This window comes from Streptomyces sp. NPDC002669, assembly GCF_042889165.1.
GTDB lineage: Bacteria > Actinomycetota > Actinomycetes > Streptomycetales > Streptomycetaceae > Streptomyces.
Genome location: NZ_JBIAQQ010000022.1, coordinates 116,840 through 138,936, shown reverse-complemented (window position 1 = coordinate 138,936; position 22,097 = coordinate 116,840). Strand labels below are relative to the sequence as shown.

Genomic DNA, 22,097 nt, shown 5'->3' with positions numbered 1-22,097 from the left:
GCCGGGCACGGTCCGGTACGGGCAACGGACCGGTGACTGCGCGATCATGTCCTCATGGCCGACGACCACACGCATGTCCAGGAATTCTTCACGGCCCGCGCGATGGACTGGGATGCCCGGTTCCCCGATGACGGACCCGCCTTCGACGAGGCCGTCCGTTCGCTGGGGCCGAGGCCCGGGGACACCGTGCTCGACGCCGGGTGCGGTACGGGGCGGGCCCTTCCCGCCCTTCGTGCGGCAGTCGGACCCCGTGGCACGGTCGTGGGCGTGGATCTGACGGCGGCCATGCTGGAGTCGGCGGTACGGGCGGGCCGCGGCCGGGAGGGGGCACTGGTCCTCTCCGATGTGGCCCGCCCGCCCTTCGGGTCACAGGTGTTCGACGCGGTGCTCGCGGCCGGACTGGTCTCCCACCTCTCGCGCCCCGGCCCGGACCTGGCGGAGCTGGCGCGGGTGGTACGGCCCGGCGGACGGCTGGCACTCTTTCACCCCGTCGGGCGGGCCGCCCTCGCGGCCCGGCACGGTCGCCGGCTCACGGACGACGATCTGCGCGCGGAGCACAATCTCCGTCCGTTGCTGGCGTGCTCGGGCTGGCGGCTCGATGTCTACGCCGACGAGGACGAGCGCTTTCTCGCCCTGGCCGTGCGGCTGCCCTGACCGGCGCGCCGGTACCGTCCCGCCGTGCTCACTCCGCCGGGGCCGCGGGACGCCGGTCGTGCGGGACCGGGCAGCCGCCGACTCCCGGGCGCGGGAACGTACCGAGCGCGGAGAGCTCGTAGCCGTTCGGGTACCCCTTGATCTCCGGGTTCTGCCGGGCGTAGTGCGGTGCGGTGCGCGGCGGCAGGAGGCGCATCGCCCGGGCCCGCAGGCGCAGGGCGCCGTGGACGAGGCCGCAGGTCGCGGGTCCCGGGCGCTCGTACCTGAACGCTCTCAGCAGCGAATCGTCCAGGAGCGCCAGGGCGGCCTTCCGCGCGGCGGGGGCGAAGGGCCGGGGATACCAGGAGGCCATCAGGTCGAGCGTGGCGTCGGAGACCCGGCGCCCTCCCTCGTCCCAGCCGAAGTGCTCGGCCTCGTAGGCGTCGAGGGTTTCCTCGAAGTCCTGGTACGACTGCGGCAGGTCCTTGATGCCCATGTGGGCGCCCAGGGTGCGGTAGTAGGCGGCGCACGCCCGCAGTTCGTGATCGGACAGCCGGCGCCAGCCGTAGTCGTCGATCCACCGCTTCGGGGTGACGACGAAGGTGCACAGGACGTACCGCATGTCGTCGTTGCCGATGTCGTAGCTGCGGTGCATCTGATTGATCCGGCGCAGGGCCGTGCGTCCCGGGTCGCTTTCGAAGCCGTGCTCCACGACGGCGTCGAGGAGCAGCGCGGTGTCGTCGTAACGCTTCTGCGTACGGTCCGTCATCTCGGCGGTCCGGGCGAGGAGTCGGCCGATGCTGGGCACGGCGTACGTGCGGTACAGGGCGAGTTCGAGAGCGCGGGCAATGTCCCAGGGGAACTCGTACGTTGCCGTGATCCGGTAGATCCTGAGGAAGTCCCGTTCCGGATCGAGGCGCTGAATCTCCTTCAGCCGGTCGTACCGCTTCACTGCGTTACCCCCTCTACTCGGTCCGGAGGGCCAACTTATCGCTGATGGGGAGTACCACGAATACGTTCCGGCCAGTCGGGTGCGCTCACCGTTCCATCGGAGGCAGTCCGTTCCGGAGGTGCCGATCCGGTCTGCCGGACCGTCGGCGCGCCGGTCCGTGGGCATGGCAATTCGCCGCGGACGGCGGACGGCGGACGGCGGCCCGGGTGCCGCTCGGCCTCCTCGCCGGTCGAGGAGGCCCTTCGCGGCCCGCTTCCTCCTTTGTCAGGGCCTCGACGAGTGGGTTACCGACTGGTTAGGGTGCGCCGACGGGCAGGGATGACGGACGAGGAGGGTGCCGTGGCCGGGACGAACGACACAGTCGCCGATGACGACGCGCTGTATGTGCTGACCGCGGCGCTGCTGACACCGGCGCAGTTCCCGAGCCTCCTCGGCGACGACTACCCGGCCGCGTGCGCCGCGTTCGCCCTCGAACCGTACGCCGAGGGCTACGGGCTCGTCCTCGGGCAGGACGGCGGTGGTGCGCGGTGGACCGTAGTCGTCGAGGACGTGTCCCTGGTCGCCGTCGCCATCGCGGCCTGGGACTGCGGCATGGAGTACGACCTCTCCCCCGACGACCGTTCGGTGGTCTGCGCGCTGCCCGGCTGGCCCCTTCCGGTGGCGGTTTCCGCCCCGGGCGTGGCGGCCCCGCACGACCCGTTGCCCGATCCGGAGGCCGAGGGCACCGATCCCACGCCGCTGGCACCGCCCGACACGGATTCGTGGGGGCCCGCCCAACGGCGCATGGGGGCGGACGAGATAGCGCACCAGTGGGTCGCCTGGCGCGAACAGCTCGACGGCGATCCGGCCTTCGCCGCCCCGGCCGGGGCGGAAGCAGATTCCGTTTCCCCGTCCGACACCACCACCGACGCGGGTACCGAAGCCGGTTCCGATGCCGAGGCTGTCGCGGAGGCCGGATCCGAGTCCCGGGCCGATGCCGGATCCGGATCCGGTACGGACGTCCGGGCCGACACCGCCGCCGGGGAACCGGCCGGTGAGGCCCCCTCGGGCGCTCATCCCGGCGTGCGGCGGGCGCTCGCGGAGGCCCGGGGCTACCTCGACACCCCGCCGCCGCCCGGCCGCGTCCGGTCTTCCTTCGCCTCGGGCGATGCCCGGATGCTGCGCGCCGACGGCCCCGGCTGGTCCCTGGTCGCCCGGACCGACGACATCGCGTTCATCCTGCTGGACGAGGAGCCGGGCGAGGTCCTGCCGGTCGGACGCGGTACGGAGCTGCCCGGCCTGCTGAAGGCTCTCGACGCGCTCGCGGTGCGTCCGGCCTGAGCACGGCCGCAGGCGTGCGGGCGAAGGGCCGGGGCGGGTCTCCCGGCCGGTCGCGTCCTTCGCCCCTGCACGCGCTCCAGCGCCCGGTGCGGACCTGCGGGCAGTTCGACCTGGATCGGGTCGCCCGGCCGGACCACGCCGCCGACCGTGACGACGCCCATGATCCCCGCCTTGCGGACGATCCGGCCCGATTCGTCGCGGCCCACGACGTGCTTGAGGGGCCCGTCACGGAAGTTGTCGATCTGCAGGCAGGGGTTGCGCAGTCCGGTGACCTCGACGACTGCCTCGCCGCCGAGGCGCAGCAGGCTCCCGACGGGGAGGGCGAGAAGGTCGATCCCCCTGGTGGTGACGTTCTCCCCGAGGTCGCCCGGGGAGACGTCGAATCCGGCTTCCTCCAATTCGCCGAACAGTTCCTCGTGGATGAGGTGGACCTGGCGCAGGTTCGGCCGCGTGGGGTCCTGCGCGACCCGGGAACGGTGCTTGACCGTGACCCCCGCGTGCACGTCTCCCTCCACCCCGAGCCCGGCGAGGAGCCTGATGCTCTCCCGGTTCGGTTTGGTGAACGAGTACGTCTCGTTCCTGCTCACCGTCGTCACTGTCCCGCTCCACGCGGAGCCCTTCTCGTCAGCGCCCTATTTCCTTGCGCGTGATCCTGCGGAGCCTGCGTCGCTGGGAGGGGTCCAGGAGCAGGTACGCGACGGCCGGAACGCCGATCAGGACCAGCAACGACAACCAGAAACCGATGAACGGCATCAGGATCGCCGCTACGACGACTCCCCCGATGACGATCTTCGCGTTGTTCGACATCGTCCACGCCTCCTTCGCGGCCCGGAGCCGCTCCTGCTGTGAGAACGCTCCCGCACGCCGATCGGTTCCGGCCCGCCCGAGGTGCTCCGGTCCGGGGTCTCACCGCAGGGGTTCGCCGACCTCGTGCATGTGGCGCAGGGCCTGCCGGTAGGACTCGACCAGCCCGGTCTCCGTGTACGGCATGCCGAGCGCCTCGCAGTGGGCACGCACCATGGGCTGCGCCAGGCGCAGGTGCGGGCGGGGCATGCTCGGGAAGAGATGGTGTTCGATCTGGTAGTTGAGCCCGCCGAGGAACCAGTCGGTGAGGAGGCCGCCGCGTACGTTGCGCGAGGTGAGGACCTGCCGTCGTAGGTGGCCCCAGCGTTCGCCGTCGGGGTCGGGCATCTCCATGCCCTTGTGGTTCGGCGCGAAGGCCATGCCCAGGTGAAGTCCGAACAGCGCGTGGTGCACGAGTGCGAAGACGACGGCCTTCCCCGGGGACAGGACGGTGAGCAGCAGTGCCGTGTAGAGGCCGAGGTGGGCGACCAGGAGCAGCGCGGAGAGCGCGCGTTCCCGGGCGGGCTGCCGGCGCAGGTACTGGAAGCCGGAGACCTTCAGTGCGATGCCTTCGAGGAGCAGCATCGGAAAGAAGAGGCGGGCCTGGTTGCGGGTGAGCCAGCGGGCGAAGCCCTCCCGCTGGGCCGCCTGCTTCTGGGTCCAGACCAGGGCGCCGACACCGACGTCCGGGTCCTTGTCGATGTGGTTGGGGTTGGCGTGGTGGCGTACGTGTTTGTCGTTCCACCACGCCTCGTTCATGCCGAGCAGCAGGTTGGCGTGGAAGAGGCCGATGGCCCGGGCCGCCCTGCGGGCACCGGTTATCTGGGCGTGCCCGGCGTCGTGTCCGACGAACGCGACGCGCGCCCAGAAAAGCGCCAGTGGCAGTGCGAGCGGCAGGGTCCACCAGGTGTCGCCGAGAAGGAACATTCCGGTGATGACGGCGCCCAGGGCGATCAGATCGGTGGCGATGCGCACCGTGTACCACCCGGTGCGCCGTTCCATGAGCCCTTGCCCCTTCACCGTCCGCAACAGGGGGGCGAAGTCGCTTCCCTGGGCCGGGGCGGCCCCGCCGCCGTCGGCGTCCGTGGTGTTTCCTCTGCTGTCACGGGTGCCTTCCGCGACGGCGGCTACGGCATGGGACATGAGGTCTCCGGTTTCTGGAAAGCTGGGCTGACCTGTAGAAACGTAGAACCGCCGCGGTGTGGCGACCATGGCGCCAGCACCCGGACCCTCCGGGGACAACCCCCGGTGCCACAGGGGGGCCTGCCCCACCTCCGAAGGGTGGTTGCGTCCCTGGACGGTGTGTGTCCGGGCGCTCGGCCTCGCGGGAGGGAGCAGCCGGGCATCTCGGGGGTGATGTGGATCACGGCGATCCGTCGCGCGGGAGCGGGTGTCGATGGAGTACCCTCGGCGACTCGACTGCCCACTAGTCAAATTTGAGGAACTCGGCGTCACTGTGCACAGACTTCCTGCGGCAACACTTTCCGAGATCTCCGCTCTCTCCTCCTGCTCCGTGGTCTTCCTGCCCGGCGATCCCGCCCGGGCCGGCCGTCTCGCCTTCTGGCATCCGGACGGCAGCGCTCCGCCGGACGCCCCCGGTTCCGTGGAGGAACTGGACGTCGTCGGTGCCGACGCCCGGGTGTACTCCGTGTCCGCGCGCATGGTCCCGGTCCACGACGCGCTGCCCGTGCTGACGCGGGCGCGGGTCGCGGCGCACGCCTCCGCCGCGGCGGCGTTCTGGGGAGCGGCGACGCTCCTCGCGCTCCACATCGCGGCCCGGGGGCTGTTGTTGCCGGGGCTCAGCGCCACGGATCACGATGCCTGGCGGGTCGGACCGCTGACCGCCGACGACCAGTCACGGATCCGTGTCCTCGCGGCCTCGATGCCTCCCACGGCCCACGCGGTGCCGCTCGACGGGGACGCCGAGCCCGTTCTCCTGCCCGAACCCGAGGTGCTGCTGCGGGCGTTCCTCGACTCCGTGGCGGACGGTCTGCCGCGCTCCCCGGCCGCGGTGTTCGCGGGCGGCGGTCCGGCGTTCACCGCCGACGAGCCGCAGCGCCTCCCCGACCAGCGTGCCTGGGTGACCGATGTCGCGGCCGGGCACGACGCGGGCGTCCGGCTGTCGCTCCGGGTCGAGGTGTCCGGGCTGACGGCGCCCGACGAGGACGACGAGGAGTCCGCCGGGCCCGCCTTCCGGGCCGTCCTTCAGGTCCACAGCGTCAGCGACCCGGCGCTGGTCGCCGATGCCGCCGAGGTCTGGTCGGGCGGTGCGGGCGCCGCGGCGCTCGGCCCCCGGGCCCGGATGGACACCCTGCTGGCGCTGCGCCGGGCCGCCCGCGCCTGGCCCCCGCTGTCCCCGTTGCTGTCCGCTGCCGTGCCCGATTCCGTCGAACCCGCGGACGACGAACTCGCCGACCTCCTCGGTCCCGCCGGGCAGGCGCTCGCGGCGACCGGGGTCCAGGTGCACTGGCCCAGGGAACTGGCCCGCAAGCTCACCGCCCGCGCGGTGATCGGCCCGGTCGACGACGGGGACGGGGGCGGCGAGGAGCGCCAGGGGTTCGTGCCCGCCGGTTCCGACGCGCCGTCGCTCATGTCGGCCGACGCGTTGCTGGCGTTCGACTGGTGGTTCGCCCTGGGCGACCAGAAACTCAGCAGGGCCGAACTGGACCGCCTGGCCGAGGCCAACAGGCCGGTGGTGCGGCTGCGGGACCAGTGGGTGCTGATCGATCCCGAGGAGGCGCGGCGCGCCCGCGAGACCCAGGACCGCAAGATCGCCCCGATCGACGCGCTCGGGGCCGTGCTGACCGGTTCCACCGAGGTCGACGGCCGCCGGGTGGAGGTCCGGGCCACCGGTTGGCTGGAGCGGCTGCGCCGGCTGGTCGCCGACCCGGAGGCCGCCGGGGAACAGGACGGGGCGCAGCCGGTCGGCCAGCCCGCCGCGCTCGCCGCGACGTTGCGCGACTACCAGCTGCGCGGGCTGAACTGGCTGCACACCATGACCTCGCTCGGTCTGGGCGGCTGCCTCGCCGACGACATGGGGCTCGGCAAGACCATCACGCTGATCTCCCTGCACCTGCACCGCCAGGGCATCGAGGAGGCCGCCGGGCCGACCCTGGTGGTCTGCCCGACGTCCCTCATGGGGAACTGGCAGCGGGAGATCGAGAAGTTCGCGCCGGGCACGCCGGTGCGGCGCTTCCACGGCGGGGCACGCAGCCTCGCCGATCTGGAGGGCGACGGGTTCGTCCTCACCACGTACGGCACGATGCGGCTCGACGCGGCACGGCTCGCGGAGGTCCGCTGGGGCATGGTGGTCGCCGACGAGGCGCAGCACGTGAAGAACCCGTACTCGGCGACGGCCAAGCAGTTGCGGACGATCGGCGCGCGGGCCCGGGTGGCGCTCACCGGCACCCCGGTGGAGAACAACCTCTCCGAGCTGTGGGCGATCCTCGACTGGACGACGCCCGGTCTGCTGGGACGGCTCGGGACCTTCCGCACCCGCTACGCGCGCACCGCGGAGGGCGGCGACCCGGCGGCCGCGGAGCGGCTCGCCGCGCTGGTGCGGCCGTTCCTGCTGCGACGGCGCAAGTCCGATCCGGGAATCGCCCCGGAGCTGCCGCCGAAGACCGAGACGGACCGGACGGTGTCGCTGACGGCGGAGCAGACGGGGCTGTACGAAGCGGTCGTGCGCGAGACGCTGGAGGCGATCTCCGGTGCCGACGGTTTCGCCCGGCGCGGTCTCGTCGTCAAGCTGCTGACGGCCCTGAAGCAGATCTGCAACCACCCGGCGCAGTACCTGAAGGAGGAGGAGCCCCGGATCACGGACCGGTCGGGAAAGGTGGAGCTGCTCGACGAGTTGCTCGACACGATCCTGGCGGAGGGGGCGAGCGTGCTGGTGTTCACCCAGTACGTGCAGATGGCCCGGCTGCTCGAACGGCATCTGGCCGGGCGCGGGGTGCGTACGCAGTTCCTGCACGGCGGCACCCCGGTCGCGGAGCGCGAGGCGATGGTGAACCGTTTCCAGGCGGGCGAGGCCCCGGTCTTCCTGCTGTCCCTGAAAGCGGCCGGCACCGGCCTCAATCTCACCCGGGCGGGCCATGTCGTGCACTTCGACCGCTGGTGGAACCCGGCGGTCGAGGCGCAGGCCACCGACCGTGCGTACCGGATCGGCCAGACCCAGCCGGTGCAGGTGCACCGGCTGATCGCCGAGGGCACGATCGAGGACCGGATCGCCGGCATGCTGGCCCGCAAACAGGGGCTGGCGGACGCGGTGCTCGGCTCCGGCGAGGCCGCGCTGACCGAACTGACCGATGCGGAACTGGCCGATCTGGTGGAGCTGCGAGGGGGCACGCGATGAGTGACGGTTACGACGGGGACCGGTACGACGACGGCACGTACGGGGACGACGGGGGCGGTGCGCCGGGGCAGGAACGCACCTTCGCCGCGCTGCCGCCCGCGCACGGCCGGGGCTTCGCCGGTTCCTGGTGGGGCCAGGCGTGGCTGAAGGCGCTGGAGGACACCGCGCTCGACAACCAACACCTCAAGAAGGGCCGCCGGTTCGCCCGCGAGGGCCGGGTGGGCGCGGTCACCGTGCGGCCCGGCCGGATCACCGCGGTGGTCCGGGACGGGGACTCGTCCACGTACCGCAGCGACGTGCTGCTCCAGGAGCTCGACGAGGCGGACTGGGAACGGTTCCTGGCGATGGCCGTCGAACGGTCCGGGCACATCGCGGCGCTCCTGGACCGGGAGATGCCGCCGCACCTGGTGGAGGACGCGGCGGCGGCCGGGGTCGAGCTGCTGCCGGGCATCGGCGACCTGGAGCCGGAGTGCACGTGCGAGGCGTGGGACCACTGCCCGCACACTGCGGCCCTGTGCTACCAGGTGGCGCGGCTGCTGGATCAGGACCCGTTCGTGCTGCTGCTCATGCGGGGCCGCGGCGAGCGGCGGATCCTGGACGAGCTCCAGATCCGCATCGCGGCCCGCGCCGAGAAGCACGGGGAGCCCGGCCCGGACACGGACGACGGGGACGGTGTCCGGGGCGTGCGGGCGGACGAGGCGTTCGCGGCGCGGGACATCCTGCCCCCGTTGCCCGCTCCCCCGCCGCTGCCCGCGGAGCCCGGCGCCGCGCCGTCGCTGGACACGGAGACCGAGCCGCGTCCCGGGGTCGACCCGGCGGCCCTGGAGGTGCTGGCGACGGACGGCGCGGCGCGCGCCCACCGGATGCTGGCCGAAGCGCTCCGCGCCGGGCACGGGGAACAGCCGCCGGCCGCGGTGCTGACACCGGAACAGGATGCCGTGCGGCTGGCCGCGGAGGCCCGGCCGGGGCCCTGGATCATGGCGCGGCTGGCCACCGGATCGGGGCGGCGGCGGGCCGATCTCGACGCGGCGGTGCGTGCCTGGCAGCACGGCGGGGCTGCCGCGCTCGCCGTGCTCGACGAGGAGTGGACCCCCGATCCGGAGTCCCTGGCGCGGGCCCGGGCGCGGCTCGCCGGGGCGTGGGAGGAGGGGGAACGGCCCCGGCTGCGGTCGGCGGGCAACCGCTGGACCGCGGTGGACGAGGGCGTACAGCTCCGTTACGGGCCGGACGGGCGCTGGTGGCCGTACCGCAAGGAGGGCGGGCGCTGGATGCCGGCGGGTCCGGCGGACGACGACCCGGCGGCCGCGCTGGGCGGCTCGGCCGCCCCGGAGGGCTGACCCGCCCGTTCGTGCGGCCGGTTCGGCGCCCGGTGGCGGGCGGGGCAGCGTGCTCCCGCCCCCGCCCGTCGCCGCGTTCTGCCCTCCCGTTCAGCTGGACGTCACCATGCGTTGACGAGGAGGGCGGAACCTGGCGGCCGTCAAGCAGTTCCGCACCGCAGGAGGCCCCATGTCCGCTCGTGTTGTCCGTCGTTCCCTCGCCGTCGGGCTGCCGCTCGCCCTGCTCGGCACGGTGTGCGTCGCCGGGACGGCCACCGGGGCACAGGACCGGCACGGGCATCCGCAGCGCACCGCCCGGATCACCGGGAGCGCGGTGCTCGGTGACGTTCCGCTGGCCGGGTTCAGCAACCGGCTGCTGCCCGGGACGGTCGCCGACGACCGCGGGGTGAAGCTCGGCGGCATCGGCAGCGACATCTACCCCGCGGACCGCAAGGGCGAGTTCTGGACGGTGACCGACCGCGGCCCCAACGGGCAGATCAAGATCGACGGGAAGAAGCGGCGCACCTTCCCCGTGCCCGGCTTCGACCCGGCGATCGTCAAGGTCCGCGTCAGCGGGAAGCACCTCCGGGTGGTGCAGGCCGTCCCCCTCACCACCCGCTCCGGCAAGCCGGTCACCGGTCTGCCGAACCAGATCTCCCGCGACGAGGCGCCCTACACCTACGACGCGAGGACGCCCCTCCCGTACGACCCGAACGGCCTGGACACCGAAGGCATCGTCCGCGCGGCCGACGGCACCTTCTGGCTCGTGGACGAGTACGGGCCCTCCCTGGTGCACGTCTCGGCCCGGGGCCGGGTGCTGGCCCGGTACGTCCCGCAGGGGCTCGGGCTGACCGGCGCCGACTACCCGGTGGTGGAGGCGCTGCCGGGCGTGCTGCTGCACCGCAAGGTCAACCGTGGTTTCGAGGGGCTGGCGCTGCTCCCGGGCGGCGACCTGGTGCTCGCGGTGCAGAGCCCGCTGTCGCTGCCCGACCAGGACGCGGGCGAGTCCTCGCGCAATGTGCGGCTGCTCCGCTTCTCGACGAAGAAGCACGCGGTCACCGCCGAGTACGCCTACCGGTTCGACCCGGTGGACGTGGTGGACCCGGGCGAGGACGACACCTCCGAGCTGAAGATCTCCTCGGTCGTGGCGATCGGCCGCGACGACCTGCTGGTGGAGGAGCGCACGGACAGGGCGGCCAGGCTGCACCGGGTGTCGCTGCCGCACGGCTCCGGGATCCTGGGCTCCGCCTGGGACGACCCGACGACGTCCCCGTCGTACGAGGAGCTCACCGACCCGTCGGCGTCGGGTGTGCCGGTGCTCCGCAAGCGTCTGGTGGTCGACCTGGGCAAGGTCGCGGGCGTGCCCGGGAAGATCGAGGGCGTGGCGGTGACGGGCCGGGACACGCTCGCGCTCATCAACGACAACGACTTCGGGATGACCGACGGCGCCGAGGCGTTCGACGAGAACGGCCGACTGGTCGACAGCGGCGTCAGGACGTCGGTGACGCTGCTGAAGCTGCCGCGCCCGCTGCGCGACTGACCCTCGACTCCCCCCGGTACGAAGGAAGTTCGGCCCGCAGGGTCCGACAAGGACACCTCCCGCCACAACTCCCTTTCACGTAAGGGAAGTTCACTCGGCCCGGACCGGCCCTCGGTACGTACTCGTCCCCGAGGGCCGGTCCGGGCCGCTTCGCCGTCGCCGTCACCGTCGCGACATCGTCGTACATTCCGGTGTTCTCGCCGGCCGCGGAACCGATTTCGTCACCTGCCGTCTTCCCCCCGCCCTCGCCGCGCCCGTACGGTAGGGCGCACAAGACGCTCGGCCGTACTTCGGACAACGCATTCCGGTCAGCGGACAGAGGGAGTCACAGAGTGTCGGGGGATTCGGGCAACGGGCTGTTGCGCGACGCCATCGGGCTGCGCGAAGTCCTGTTCCAGAGCATCACGGCGATGGCACCCGCCGCCGCCATCGCCGCGTCGATTCCGGCCGGTGCCGCGTTCGCGGGCGGCAGTCTGCCGCTGTCCGTGGTGGTGGCCCTGGTCGCATGCCTGTTCACCGCGTCGTGCGTCGCGGAGCTGGCCCGCCACCTGCCGGCCGCCGGATCCGTCGCCACCTACTCCGCCCAGGGGCTGCACCCGGCCGTCGGCTTCCTCGTCGGCTGGGGCTACGTCTTCGTCGAGGCCCTGGTGCCCGCGCTGCTGCTGCTCCAGCTCGGTTTCACGACAGCGGGCACCCTGCACCAGGAGTGGTCCTCCTATCCGGCGGACCTGTGGTGGCCGTGGTCGCTGCTGGGCGCCGTGATCATCGCGCTCGCCGGGTACTTCGGCGTGCGGGCCTCCGCCCGGTTCGGCACCGTGCTCGGCGTCTTCGAGGTGCTCGTCTTCGTCGTCTTCGCCGTCCTGCTGATCGGGCAGGCCGGTTCGGACAACACCCTTTCGGTGTTCGGCACCTCGCACACGGCGGACGGTTTCGACGGCATCAGCGGGATCTTCGCCGGATCGGTCTACACGGTGCTGGCCTTCGCCGGTTTCGAGGCCGCGGCCCCGCTCGCCGAGGAGACGAAGAACCCCCGGCGCACCATGCGGCGCGCGGTGCTCGGCGCGGCGGTCTCCATCGGCCTGGTGTACGTCCTCACCACGTATGCGATGTCCGTGTACTTCGGGCCCGACAGATTCGCCGGTTTCGGCGGTTCGGGGGCGGCCTCCTGGGAGGGGGTGGCCCGTGCCTCGTTCGGGCTGTTCTGGGTGCTGCTCTTCCTCGCCGTGGTCAACTCGACGGTGGCCAACGCCAACGCGTCCGCCAACGTGTCGACCAGGACGGCGTTCGCCCTCGGCCGCATCGGGGTGTTCCCCCGGGCCTTCGCGAGGCTCCATCCGCGCCGCCGCTCCCCCGTCGCCGGAGTGGCCGTGCAGTTCGTGATCGCGGTCGGCGCGGCGCTCGGGCTGGGCTTCGGCTACGACCCGGTGACGGCGTTCGTGCTGCTGGCCACCGTGATCGTCACGGTGATCATCGGTGTGTACATCGTCGTGAACCTGGCCTGTGCCGGGTACTTCCTGCGCCGGCGGCGCGACGCGTTCAACCCCGTGCTCCACCTCGTGTTCCCGGTGCTGGGCATCGCGGCTTTCGTACCTGCGCTGCTGACGGCCGCGGGCATCCCGGCCTTCGACTTCGTCTCCGAACTCAGCGCGCCGGTCTCCTACGCCGGTCCGGTCGTCGGCGTCTGGATGCTGATCGGGACCGTCGTGCTGGCGGTGCTGCTGCGCAGGCATCCGGAGCGGGTGACGCAGACCGGACGGATCCATCTCGACGACGACCCGGCGCCCGCCGGGCAACTCGGACAGGAGCAGTGCAACGATGAGTGACCCCCGTGTCCTGACCGTCCGCCCCGAGGACGGCGAGTACGCCTGGACCTTCGGCGGGGCGGCACCGATCGCCCGCATCGAGCCGGGGACCTTCCTCGACCTGTACACGGAGGACTGCTTCGCCGGCCGGGTCCGCTCCGAGAAGGACCTGGTCTCCGAGGTCTGCGAGTTCCCCTTCCTCAACCCCCAGACCGGCCCGTTCCACGTGGTGGGCGCGGAGCCCGGCGACACCGTCGCGGTGCACTTCGTGTCCATCGAGCCGGCCCGGGACTGGGCCGCGTCGACGACCGTTCCCCTCTTCGGGGCGCTCACCTCCACCCACACCACCGCCTCGCTCCAGCCCCCACTGCCCGAAGTGGTGTGGATGTGGCAGTTGGACCGGGCCCGCCGCACCTGTCTGTTCAGCGCCCGGGACAGCGACATCCAGGTGGAGCTGCCGATGGATCCGATGCACGGCACGGTCGGGGTGGCCCCGGCCAATCTGGAGGTGCGGTCCGCGCTGGTGCCCGACGCGCACGGCGGGAACATGGACACGCCGGAGATGAGGGCGGGCGTCACCTGTTACCTGGGGGTCAACGTCGAGGGGGCGCTGCTGAGTCTGGGGGACGGTCACGCCCGCCAGGGCGAGGGCGAGACCTGCGGCGTCGCCGTGGAATGCGCCATGAACACGGTGGTGCTGGTCGAACTGCTGAAGGGCGTCGCCACGCCGTGGCCGCGCATCGAGTCCGACACCCATCTGATGTCGACCGGTTCGGCGCGCCCGCTCGAGGACGCCTTCCGCATCTCGCAGCTGGACCTCGTGCAGTGGCTGGCGCGGGACTACGGGCTGTCCGAACTCGACGCCTACCAACTGGTCAGCCAGGCCGACGAGGCGCCGCTGGCCAATGTGTGCGACACCAACTACACCTGTGTGGCGAAGATCCGCAAGGAATGGCTGCCCGCAGGTGATCCCCATCGCGGGCTCCACCGCCATCTGCGGGAGACCGCGGCACCGCTGTCCCGTCCCTGACCGCGTTCCTCATCCCCCCACACACAGGAGTGTTCATGCACCGCAGAAGGATTCTCCAGGGCGCCGCCGCGACGGCCGCCGCCGCCCTGCTCCCGGCCTCCGCCCGTGCGACGGCCGCCACCGCTGCGGGCGACACGGACTACCCGCTCGCCCACTGGAACCCGGCCTCCACCTCCAACTACACGGTGTCGAGCCGCCCTTCGGCCTATCCGGTCCAGTACGTGATCATCCATGTCACCCAGGAGACGTACTCGGACACGATCGGGATCTTCCAGAACCCGGCGAAACAGGTCTCCGCGCACTATGTGGTGCGCTCGTCGGACGGCTATGTCGCACAGTGCGTCCGGGAGAAGAACATCGCCTGGCACGCGGGCAACTGGGACTACAACACGCGCAGCATCGGCATCGAGCACGAGGGCTGGGTGGACCGGCCGTCGTACTTCACCAACGCGATGTACGAGAAGTCGGCCCTGCTGACCGCCTCGGTGTGCGACCGCTACGGGATCCCGAAGGACCGGGCCCACATCCTCGCCCACTCCCAGGTTCCGGGCAGCGACCACACCGACCCCGGTCCGAACTGGGACTGGGTGCGCTACATCCGCCTCGTCAATCTGTACTCGGCGGGCTGACGCGCCCGCGCCGCCCGGGCCGATCGTCCCGTGCGCCGGAGTTGTCGCGGCGGCCGACTGCGACGACGATGGGGTGTTCACGACGCCCCTGGACGGGAGGGTGAGTTGACGGACCCCTGGGTGGCGCTGGCGGCCGATACCGACCCCGGCGAGCGGATCGGCCAACTGCGCCGCGCACACGAGGTGTTCACCACGGCGGGCCGGGTGGAGCGGCCGGTACGACCGGTCGTGGGCGAGTCGTGGCGGCGCTCGGCCCGGGCCAGGGTCAGCCCGGACGGTGCGGCCCTGGTCGAGCTGGGCCCGGACGACCTGGGACCGTACCGGGACGGGCACCCCCTGGCCTCCGCCATGCCGGTGATCCGCGAGCTGATGGGCGCCTACGCGACGGACGGGGAACATCTGCTCGCGGTGTGCGACGCGCACGGCAGGCTGCTGTGGGTCGAGGGGGCCGCGGTGACCCGGCGGGCCGCCGACCGGATGAACTTCGTGGAGGGTGCCCGCTGGGCCGAGGCCGCGGCCGGGACCAACGCGCCGGGGACCGCCATCGCCGTGGACCGCCCGGTGCAGGTATTCGCCGCCGAGCACTTCCTGCGGCCGGTGCAGCAGTGGACCTGTGCGGCGGCGCCGCTGCACGACCCGCACACGGGCCGGGTCCTGGGTGCCGTGGACATCACCGGCGGGGACCGGCTCGCGCATCCGCACAGCCTGGCATTCGTGCAGGCGGTGGCACGCGCCGCCGAATCGCACCTCGCGCTGCTCGCCCCCGCACCGACCGGCGGGAGCATGCGGCTCAGCGCGCTGGGCCGGGACGAGGCGCTGCTGGTGGCGGAAGGCCGCAGGATCCGGCTCGGCAGGCGGCACAGCGAGATCCTGGTGGCGCTGGCCCGCCGCCCCGAGGGCATCGGCGGCGACGAACTCCTCGTCGAGCTGTACGAGGACGAGTCGGTGACTCCGGTGACGTTGCGCGCCGAACTCTCCAGGCTTCGGCGGCTGCTCGGCCCGGACCTCCTGCTCTCCCGCCCCTACCGGCTGTCCGCCCCGGTCGACGCGGACTTCGACGCGGTGGCGCGCAGGCTGGCGTCGGGCGCGGTGGCGGCGGCGCTCGGCGCCTACCCGGGGCCGTTGCTGCCGGCCTCGCGGGCCCCCTCCGTCGTCCGGCTGCGGCACCAACTCCAGGAACAGCTGCGGGCGGCGCTCATCGCGCGCGGCGATCCGGGGCTGCTGGCCGACTGGGTGTACAGCCCCTGGGGCGAGGACGACCTGCCGGCCTGGCGGGCACTCGCCGCGGCCGCGCCGGCTTCCCGGCGTCCGGCGCTGCTCGCCAGGGTCCGGACGCTGGACTCCGAGCAGCGGTAGCCGTTCCACGAGGCGTGCAACGGGGTTGCAACGTACCGCTGCCTACCCTCGCGCCGAGGGCCGTCCAACGGCGGACGGCACCGGATCCGGGAGGCCACAGAGATGACCCGTTACGCCGCGCCGGGTGCCGAGGGCGCCATCGTCTCGTACGAGTCCCGCTACGACCACTGGATCGGTGGCGCGTACGTGCCGCCCTCCCGCGGTCAGTACTTCGAGAACCCCAGCCCCGTCAACGGCCGCCCCTTCACCGAGATCGCCCGCGGCACGGCCGAGGACGTCGAACTCGCCCTGGACGCGGCGCACGCCGCCGCGCCCGGCTGGGGAGCCACGTCGGCAGGCGACCGCGCGCTCGTCCTCAACCGGATCGCCGACCGGATGGAGGCCCACCTGGAGGAGCTCGCGGTCGCCGAGAGCTGGGACAACGGCAAGCCGGTCCGGGAGACCCTGGCGGCCGACATCCCGCTGGCCGTCGACCACTTCCGTTACTTCGCCGGTGCGTTGCGCGCCCAGGAGGGCTCGCTCGGCGAGATCGACGACGACACGGTCGCGTACCACTTCCACGAGCCGCTCGGCGTCGTCGCGCAGATCATCCCGTGGAACTTCCCGATCCTGATGGCGACGTGGAAGCTGGCCCCGGCGCTCGCGGCGGGCAACGCGGTGGTGCTCAAGCCGGCCGAGCAGACCCCCGCCTCCATCCACGTATGGCTGAAGCTGGTCGCCGACCTGCTGCCGCCGGGCGTCGTCAACGTCGTGAACGGTTTCGGGACGGAGGCCGGCAAGCCCCTCGCCTCCAGTCCGCGCGTCGCGAAGATCGCCTTCACCGGCGAGACGACGACGGGCCGGCTGATCATGCAGTACGCCTCCGAGAACCTCAGGCCGGTGACCCTGGAACTCGGCGGCAAGTCGCCCAACATCTTCTTCGACGACGTGTGGAACGAGGACGACGACTTCCGCGACAAGGCTCTTGAGGGCTTCACCATGTTCGCCCTCAACCAGGGCGAGGTCTGCACCTGTCCGTCACGCGCGCTGATCCAGCGCGGGGTGTACGACGAGTTCCTGGAGGCCGGCATCGCCCGCACCGAGCGGATCGTGGCCGGGCATCCGCTGGACACGGACACGATGATCGGCGCACAGGCCTCCGACGACCAGTTGCGGAAGATCCTCTCCTACCTGGAGATCGGCCGGGAGGAAGGTGCGAAGGTACTCACCGGTGGTCAGCGGATCGAGTACGACGGGGAGCTGGCGGGCGGCTACTACGTCCAGCCCACCGTCTTCGAGGGCAACAACCGGATGCGGGTCTTCCAGGAGGAGATCTTCGGCCCGGTCGTGGCGGTCACTCCCTTCTCCGACTTCGACGACGCGATCGGGACCGCGAACGACACACTGTACGGCCTCGGGGCCGGCGTGTGGACGCGCGACATGAACACCGCGTACCGGGCGGGCCGTGCCATCCAGGCGGGCCGGGTCTGGACGAACTGCTACCACGCGTACCCGGCGCACGCGGCCTTCGGCGGGTACAAGCAGTCCGGGATCGGCCGGGAGAACCACAAGATGATGCTGGAGCACTACCAGCAGACGAAGAATCTGCTGGTGAGCTACTCGCCAAAGAAGCTCGGCTTCTTCTAGCGGCACGAAAGAAGGCGCCTGACCTGGGGATTTCCCCGGATCAGGCGCCTTCTTGGAGCGCACGGCCCCTCCCATGGGGGAGGAGTCGAAATACCCCCTTCTTCCAGTTCATCCCACCGGTATCCCAGTCCTGACCAGCAGTTCCGGGCCATACACGGGCCAGATTGCGGCTCAGCCCTTGGCGCTGTTGTCCTCGCTGCGCCGGCTCCACTCCTGCATCGACTCCTCGATGAGCCGGTTGGAATGCTCCTGAAGACCATCCAGGAACTTGGCGTAGTACTGGAAGAGCACTTGGATGCTCTGGCCGGCCCGGCGCGCGCATTCGGCAGGATCCACGCCGGAGTGCAGCCAGAACGAGATCCCGGCGTGCCGGAGGTCATAGGGCCTCTTGGCGAGGAGCGTCGGCTGCTCATTGGGAGTCAGGGCCTTCTTACGGGCCCGCTCCCATGTCTTGCCGTAGGCGGCTGCATCAACGTAGCCGTCGGCAGCATTGCGAAACACTCGCCCGTCGGGCGCCGCGCCGAAGCGATCGACGTGATTTCGCAGTGTGCGCACGAACGGCGGCGGTATCGGCACGGGACGTGTGGCCTTGACGGCTCGCCGCTTCAAGGAGTGCACTTCGTGGACCGAACCATCGTCCGTCCACTCCTTGCCGGCCGTGACGACCCCTCCGCTCAGGTTGAGCATGCCCCAGCCGCTCTTCGGCAGGTGGCACTGTGAGATCTGCAGGTGGATGACCTCTGCCGGACGCATGGCCGCGTGGTACATGCAGCCGAAGAACGCCTCAAGGTGCGGGCCGCGGCCCTGTTGTTCGCCGACAGCGGTCAGCAAGCGAGCAACCTGGGTCGGGTTCGGCACGCAGGCCGGGTCTACCTCCTCGCTCACTCCAGGAGCCTGCCACTTGACCCTTGCGAGCGGATTCTCCGCGAAGTATCCCCTGTCGACGGCAGTTCCGAGTACCTCACTGAAGGCCGATCGCTTTCGCAGGGCGGTCTTCGCCGCAGCGGACTCTCCGTCGATCTTCCGGCCGAGCGCGTCCAACGCCCTGCGCACGACGTCTGGTTCCATCAGCTCACTGACGGGCAGGGAGTGCTGCTGCATCCAGTCGAGGGCATGCTGCCATTCGGCGGACGGCTCACTCTCCCAGGCTCGCTTGTTGAACGCCCATGAATACAGCGCGCGCCGCAGGACCCTCGGCTCCGAGTAGCGCGCTTCGCGCCTCACCAGCGCGGGCGTGATGGTGGCGAGTGCATCAGCGAGGGTACGACGGGTGTTGCCAGGCGTTCGGTCCCATCGCTCATCGATGTAGGCATGAGCCAGGTCGTACCAGGTGGTCCGCTGCCGAATGGCACGGATCTCGGAGGCCGGCAGACCAGCCTGCTCGTCGAACGCCTCACCGTCACGCGCGGCCGTCATGAGCTTCGCTCGTCGACTCTCGGCCAGTCCCTTGGTGATGAAGGACTCCGACCGCTCGCGGCCGTTGACCGTCCATCGGACCTCGAACGGCTTGCGACGCTTCGGCCGCTCCCGGATGTCCCAGAAGCGGACCTTGTAACTCATCGCCATTCAGGCGTATCCCTTTCGCACGCCCGCCACCAGGCGTCAAGGTCTGCACGACGGCAGCGAAGTTCGCCGTTCGGGAGCTTGATCATTCGAGGAGCCTGGTTGCGGGCACGCAGACGGTAGAACGCCGAGGGACTCATGCGGATCTCCTCCAGGACCTCAGCGAGTTTGAGCGCAGGGGGACGAGCCATTTTTTTCCTTTCAGTCGGGAACAGGAAAGGCTACGCAGGTGCAAATCACAAGGAAGCACCGCATAGTCCCGGGACAGTGCGTCCGCCGGCTCCACTACCAAGCACGGCCGATGCGGACGAACATCAATGGTCGCGAGGATCGCCGGTTTGGCCAACCGGCGATCATGGGCTATGTTGCGCGCCCCGCGCCGATGAGATCGCAACACCTTGGATCACCAAATAGGCCAGCCACGCAGGCGCAGACGCGCAGTCGACAGTGAACGATTCTTAGCCACCAGACATTTTCGAATGGCGGGAGCAGACACACGAACCTCCTAAACAGGAACTGTTCCAGACCGCCAATCTCACAAGGCTGGGATTATCATCTCTCCGTTCCTGCCCGTCGAGCAGCTCCTCGTCCGACCTTGCATTTTCGGGACGTTGTACATTGGCATGGTCTCAGCCGAGGTTCCAGTCTTTTGCCGCCAACTCTCGTCTGCCGTGAGCGAATGCCCACTATCAATCCGCCGGGAAGTCGACAACTCTAGGCGCGATAAGAACTGCCCTGCAGATAGGCACGCGAGGGCACCGTCGTGCGATCCGCGGTGGCTGTCCGCTATTGCTGTGGTGTGGACCGGACGGGGGACTCGTCCAGGGCGGGCTGGGAGGAAGCGCCGGACGTTCGGGAAAACCCCCGCATCCTGGCCTGCGGATGCGTCATGATCACGGGCATGCACCCTCGTGACAAAGAGATATGGCGGGCGATCGATCAGGGCCTCAGGGCGATCGACTGGGAGGCGTGGTTCGGTTGTCCGGAGGGCGCCGACTATCTCTCCCCCGTAGGTCACGAGGTGACCGCACGCGCCGTGGCTGGCCTCACCGCGTTCTTCAACAGCCGCTGGCTGCCCAAGGCCGTGGTCCCCTCCCCCGCCCGGGGTCAGGCCAGCGGCACCTTCGTCGGCCTGGGCCGACACGCCCCGGTGCTCCAGTTCATGAACGGAGCCGCGCCGGGAGCATGGGTGGAGGCGGTGCGGTGGTGGGCCGCGTACGCCTATCTGGAAAAAGCCGGGGTGCCCGGCATTGCCTCGGTCAAGCGGGATGCACGCCGCGACGTCACCCTGTCCCGGTTCCTGCACTCCCAGGCACAGGCCCGGCTCGCGCTCATGGGGGCGGCCCGCGGACTCCCGGTCGAGCTGGAACCGGCGAAAGCCAGCGGTGGTCCCGGCGACGTCCGTGTCGGTCCCGTCTTCATCGAGGTCGTCACCCTCGCCGAGGACCAGAAGAGCCAGGACTACGAGAGGTTCCGCCAGAACCTCCAGGCTCACCTCTTCACTCTGGACAGGGGCCGTGACATCTACTGGGAAGGCGACCTCCCCGAACTCCTCAACGGTGACGCCTTCGAGGTATGGAAAAAGCGGACCGAGGAGGCCGCCCAACAGTGCGCTGCCTCGGGGGCCGCGGTCGATGTCCTCAGCAACGCCGGCAGGCGGCTGACCGTCCACCCTGGCACGGCGCCCCAGGGCACCACTCTGACCGGTGACACGGTGGAGAGCGACCAGGGCAGGCGGCTCCTGGGCAAGGTGCGTGCCAAGTGCGCCAAGACGGCGGGGGCGGGCACCGCGTGGATCTGGGTGGAGGACCACAGCGGCCTCTTCCACTTCCCAACGCCCTTCGCGGGGATGCCGCTCGCCGCCAAGTCCGATGCGCTCGCAGACCTGTTGGGGCCTCTGCTGACGGAGTACGTCCACGTTGCCGGGATCGTCGTCTCGAACGCGGCCCGCCAGCGCTTGCCGCTCCCTCCGGACGAGGACGCCCCCCGCCCCGCCGCGCAGGGCTTCCGGCGGGGGCTGCCCCTCGACCGAGTCCGGGAGACGATCGTGATCCCCCGGCGAATCCTTCTGCCTGAACAAACCAGCCTGATAGCCAGAATGTGCGATGCCGAAGCCGATGCGCTCGACTGGGCCCTGGGGAAGCTTGGTGTTCCTCAAGGCGTGGCCTCGCTGCTGACCGACTCGTCGACACCGCGCCGGGATTCCGCGCTGTGGACGCCGCGAGCGGACCGAGGCGGTAAAACGGCGTGAAGACGACATGCTGGGGTCCCAAACGTGGTCCCCGGATTCAGAAGCCATCTCATTTGGTGAGTCTGCGGTAGCAGATGAGGGTGCAGGCGATGCTGGTGAAGGCGAGGAAGTGGTCGGCCTTGCGTTCGTAGCGGCGGTGGAGTCGGCGGCAGCCGGCGAGCCAGGCCATGGTGCGTTCGATGGTCCAGCGGTGTCGGCCGAATCGCTGTGAGGACTCGATGCCCTTGCGGGCGATGCGGTGCCGGATGCCTCGCTGTGTCAGCCATTGCCGCAGGTGGCGGTAGTCGTAGCCCTTGTCGGCGTGAAGCTTTCCGGGCCTGCGCCGGCGTGGGCCCCGCCGGGATCTGATGGGCGGTATGCCCTTCACGAGCGGGATCAGGGCCTGGCTGTCGTGCAGGTTGGCGCCGGAGATGCCGACGGAGAGGGGCAGACCGGTCCGCTCGGTGATCAGGTGGACCTTCGACCCGTACTTGCCCCGGTCCACAGGATTCGGACCTGTCAGGTCCCCCTTTTCAAAGCCCGCATGTTCACCGAGTCGATCGCGCACCTCGACCAGTCCAGCTCGCCGCGGGATCCGAGCTCGTCGAGGACCAGGCGGTGCAGCCCGGCCCACACCCGGGCCTTCGTCCACTCGGTGAATCTGCGGTGGGCCGTCGCACCGGATGGACCGAACGACGCCGTGGGCAACTGCTGCCACGTGCAGCCCGACGTGGCCACGAACACGATCGCCGCCAGGACCTCCCGATCACCGTGACGACGCCGACCGCCACCCTGCGGCCGCGACGGCACCTCCGGCACCACCCGCTGGAACAACTCCCACAACTCGTCCGGCACCAGCCGCTCAACGATCCCCGCCATGACCAGCAGCCTGCCCAGCCAATT

Annotated in this window: 17 protein-coding genes and 1 pseudogene; 11 read left to right on the top strand and 7 right to left on the bottom strand. The window is 70.9% G+C overall.

Annotation, left to right across the window (positions count from 1 at the left end; translation table 11 throughout):
- Positions 1-54: 54 nt before the first annotated feature.
- Positions 55-654: a class I SAM-dependent methyltransferase gene (locus tag ACFYW1_RS28295; protein ID WP_388999073.1), complete on the top strand. Its 600-nt coding sequence runs from the start codon at positions 55-57 to the stop codon at positions 652-654.
- 28 nt (positions 655-682) lie between these two features.
- Here ACFYW1_RS28295 and ACFYW1_RS28290 read toward each other — a convergent pair whose 3' ends face one another.
- Positions 683-1,585 (bottom strand): oxygenase MpaB family protein, encoded by a 903-nt coding sequence (locus tag ACFYW1_RS28290; RefSeq protein ID WP_388999070.1) that lies wholly within the window; start codon positions 1,583-1,585, stop codon positions 683-685.
- A gap of 339 nt (positions 1,586-1,924) precedes the next feature.
- On the opposite strand from ACFYW1_RS28290, the gene ACFYW1_RS28285 reads away from it, so the two are divergent.
- Positions 1,925-2,905, top strand: coding sequence for a hypothetical protein (locus ACFYW1_RS28285; RefSeq protein WP_388999067.1), 981 nt, complete (start codon positions 1,925-1,927; stop codon positions 2,903-2,905).
- 68 nt (positions 2,906-2,973) lie between these two features.
- On the opposite strand, the pseudogene ACFYW1_RS28280 reads toward ACFYW1_RS28285, so the two are convergent.
- The 3 genes and pseudogenes from ACFYW1_RS28280 to ACFYW1_RS28270 form a co-directional block, all read right to left on the bottom strand.
- A pseudogene (locus ACFYW1_RS28280) lies at positions 2,974-3,501 on the bottom strand (MOSC domain-containing protein); the annotation flags it as partial.
- Positions 3,502-3,529: 28 nt separating this feature from the next.
- Complete coding sequence (locus tag ACFYW1_RS28275) at positions 3,530-3,712, bottom strand: hypothetical protein (protein ID WP_388999064.1); 183 nt, start codon at positions 3,710-3,712, stop codon at positions 3,530-3,532.
- Between the two features lie 99 nt (positions 3,713-3,811).
- Positions 3,812-4,891, bottom strand: a complete 1,080-nt coding sequence (locus ACFYW1_RS28270) for a fatty acid desaturase family protein (protein WP_388999061.1) — start codon at positions 4,889-4,891, stop codon at positions 3,812-3,814.
- A 313-nt stretch (positions 4,892-5,204) separates the two neighbouring features.
- Between ACFYW1_RS28270 and ACFYW1_RS28265 the strand changes: the two genes are divergently transcribed.
- From ACFYW1_RS28265 to ACFYW1_RS28230, 8 genes are all read left to right on the top strand, one after another.
- Positions 5,205-8,102, top strand: coding sequence for a DEAD/DEAH box helicase (locus tag ACFYW1_RS28265; protein WP_388999058.1), 2,898 nt, complete (start codon positions 5,205-5,207; stop codon positions 8,100-8,102).
- Positions 8,099-9,439: an SWF or SNF family helicase gene (locus ACFYW1_RS28260; protein WP_388999055.1), complete on the top strand. Its 1,341-nt coding sequence runs from the start codon at positions 8,099-8,101 to the stop codon at positions 9,437-9,439. The genes ACFYW1_RS28265 and ACFYW1_RS28260 overlap by 4 nt, the downstream gene beginning before the upstream one ends.
- Before the next feature lie 169 nt (positions 9,440-9,608).
- Positions 9,609-10,958 carry an esterase-like activity of phytase family protein gene (locus ACFYW1_RS28255; protein ID WP_388999052.1) on the top strand — a complete coding sequence of 450 codons (1,350 nt, stop codon included), beginning with the start codon at positions 9,609-9,611 and terminating at the stop codon, positions 10,956-10,958.
- Positions 10,959-11,290: 332 nt separating this feature from the next.
- Complete coding sequence (locus ACFYW1_RS28250) at positions 11,291-12,781, top strand: APC family permease (protein WP_388999049.1); 1,491 nt, start codon at positions 11,291-11,293, stop codon at positions 12,779-12,781.
- Positions 12,774-13,790 carry an acetamidase/formamidase family protein gene (locus ACFYW1_RS28245; RefSeq protein ID WP_388999046.1) on the top strand — a complete coding sequence of 339 codons (1,017 nt, stop codon included), beginning with the start codon at positions 12,774-12,776 and terminating at the stop codon, positions 13,788-13,790. The genes ACFYW1_RS28250 and ACFYW1_RS28245 overlap by 8 nt, the downstream gene beginning before the upstream one ends.
- Positions 13,791-13,825: 35 nt before the next feature.
- A complete protein-coding gene (locus tag ACFYW1_RS28240; protein ID WP_388999044.1) occupies positions 13,826-14,419 on the top strand; it encodes an N-acetylmuramoyl-L-alanine amidase in 594 nt (197 codons plus the stop codon).
- Positions 14,420-14,524: 105 nt separating this feature from the next.
- Complete coding sequence (locus ACFYW1_RS28235) at positions 14,525-15,775, top strand: GAF domain-containing protein (RefSeq protein ID WP_388999041.1); 1,251 nt, start codon at positions 14,525-14,527, stop codon at positions 15,773-15,775.
- 102 nt (positions 15,776-15,877) lie between these two features.
- Positions 15,878-17,401 (top strand): aldehyde dehydrogenase family protein, encoded by a 1,524-nt coding sequence (locus ACFYW1_RS28230; protein ID WP_388999038.1) that lies wholly within the window; start codon positions 15,878-15,880, stop codon positions 17,399-17,401.
- Between the two features lie 171 nt (positions 17,402-17,572).
- On the opposite strand, the gene xerC is transcribed toward ACFYW1_RS28230, so the two are convergent.
- Positions 17,573-18,967, bottom strand: a complete 1,395-nt coding sequence (gene xerC / locus ACFYW1_RS28225; RefSeq protein ID WP_388999035.1) for a tyrosine recombinase XerC — start codon at positions 18,965-18,967, stop codon at positions 17,573-17,575.
- Positions 18,958-19,155 (bottom strand): helix-turn-helix transcriptional regulator, encoded by a 198-nt coding sequence (locus ACFYW1_RS28220; protein WP_388999032.1) that lies wholly within the window; start codon positions 19,153-19,155, stop codon positions 18,958-18,960. Before ACFYW1_RS28220 ends, xerC begins: the two co-directional genes overlap by 10 nt.
- A 698-nt stretch (positions 19,156-19,853) precedes the next feature.
- Here ACFYW1_RS28220 and ACFYW1_RS28215 point away from each other — a divergent pair.
- Positions 19,854-21,215, top strand: coding sequence for a hypothetical protein (locus ACFYW1_RS28215; RefSeq protein WP_388999030.1), 1,362 nt, complete (start codon positions 19,854-19,856; stop codon positions 21,213-21,215).
- A 49-nt stretch (positions 21,216-21,264) separates the two neighbouring features.
- Here ACFYW1_RS28215 and ACFYW1_RS28210 read toward each other — a convergent pair.
- Positions 21,265-22,073 (bottom strand): IS5 family transposase gene (locus ACFYW1_RS28210; RefSeq protein ID WP_388999027.1). Its coding sequence is split into 2 segments (ribosomal slippage): positions 21,265-21,726 and positions 21,729-22,073, totalling 807 coding nucleotides; the frame shifts between segments, so codons are not numbered across the junction.
- Between the last annotated feature and the right edge of the window lie 24 nt (positions 22,074-22,097).

Excerpts from the sequence above, each read along its gene's own strand:
- ACFYW1_RS28295 (WP_388999073.1), top strand. The coding sequence starts at position 55 with ATGGCCGACGACCACACGCATGTCCAGGAATTCTTCACGGCCCGCGCG.
- ACFYW1_RS28275 (WP_388999064.1), bottom strand. The coding sequence starts at position 3,712 with ATGTCGAACAACGCGAAGATCGTCATCGGGGGAGTCGTCGTAGCGGCG.
- ACFYW1_RS28270 (WP_388999061.1), bottom strand. The coding sequence starts at position 4,891 with ATGTCCCATGCCGTAGCCGCCGTCGCGGAAGGCACCCGTGACAGCAGA.
- ACFYW1_RS28260 (WP_388999055.1), top strand. The coding sequence starts at position 8,099 with ATGAGTGACGGTTACGACGGGGACCGGTACGACGACGGCACGTACGGG.
- ACFYW1_RS28255 (WP_388999052.1), top strand. The coding sequence starts at position 9,609 with ATGTCCGCTCGTGTTGTCCGTCGTTCCCTCGCCGTCGGGCTGCCGCTC.
- ACFYW1_RS28245 (WP_388999046.1), top strand. The coding sequence starts at position 12,774 with ATGAGTGACCCCCGTGTCCTGACCGTCCGCCCCGAGGACGGCGAGTAC.
- ACFYW1_RS28240 (WP_388999044.1), top strand. The coding sequence starts at position 13,826 with ATGCACCGCAGAAGGATTCTCCAGGGCGCCGCCGCGACGGCCGCCGCC.
- ACFYW1_RS28230 (WP_388999038.1), top strand. The coding sequence starts at position 15,878 with ATGACCCGTTACGCCGCGCCGGGTGCCGAGGGCGCCATCGTCTCGTAC.
- xerC (WP_388999035.1), bottom strand. The coding sequence starts at position 18,967 with ATGGCGATGAGTTACAAGGTCCGCTTCTGGGACATCCGGGAGCGGCCG.
- ACFYW1_RS28220 (WP_388999032.1), bottom strand. The coding sequence starts at position 19,155 with ATGGCTCGTCCCCCTGCGCTCAAACTCGCTGAGGTCCTGGAGGAGATC.
- ACFYW1_RS28215 (WP_388999030.1), top strand. The coding sequence starts at position 19,854 with ATGATCACGGGCATGCACCCTCGTGACAAAGAGATATGGCGGGCGATC.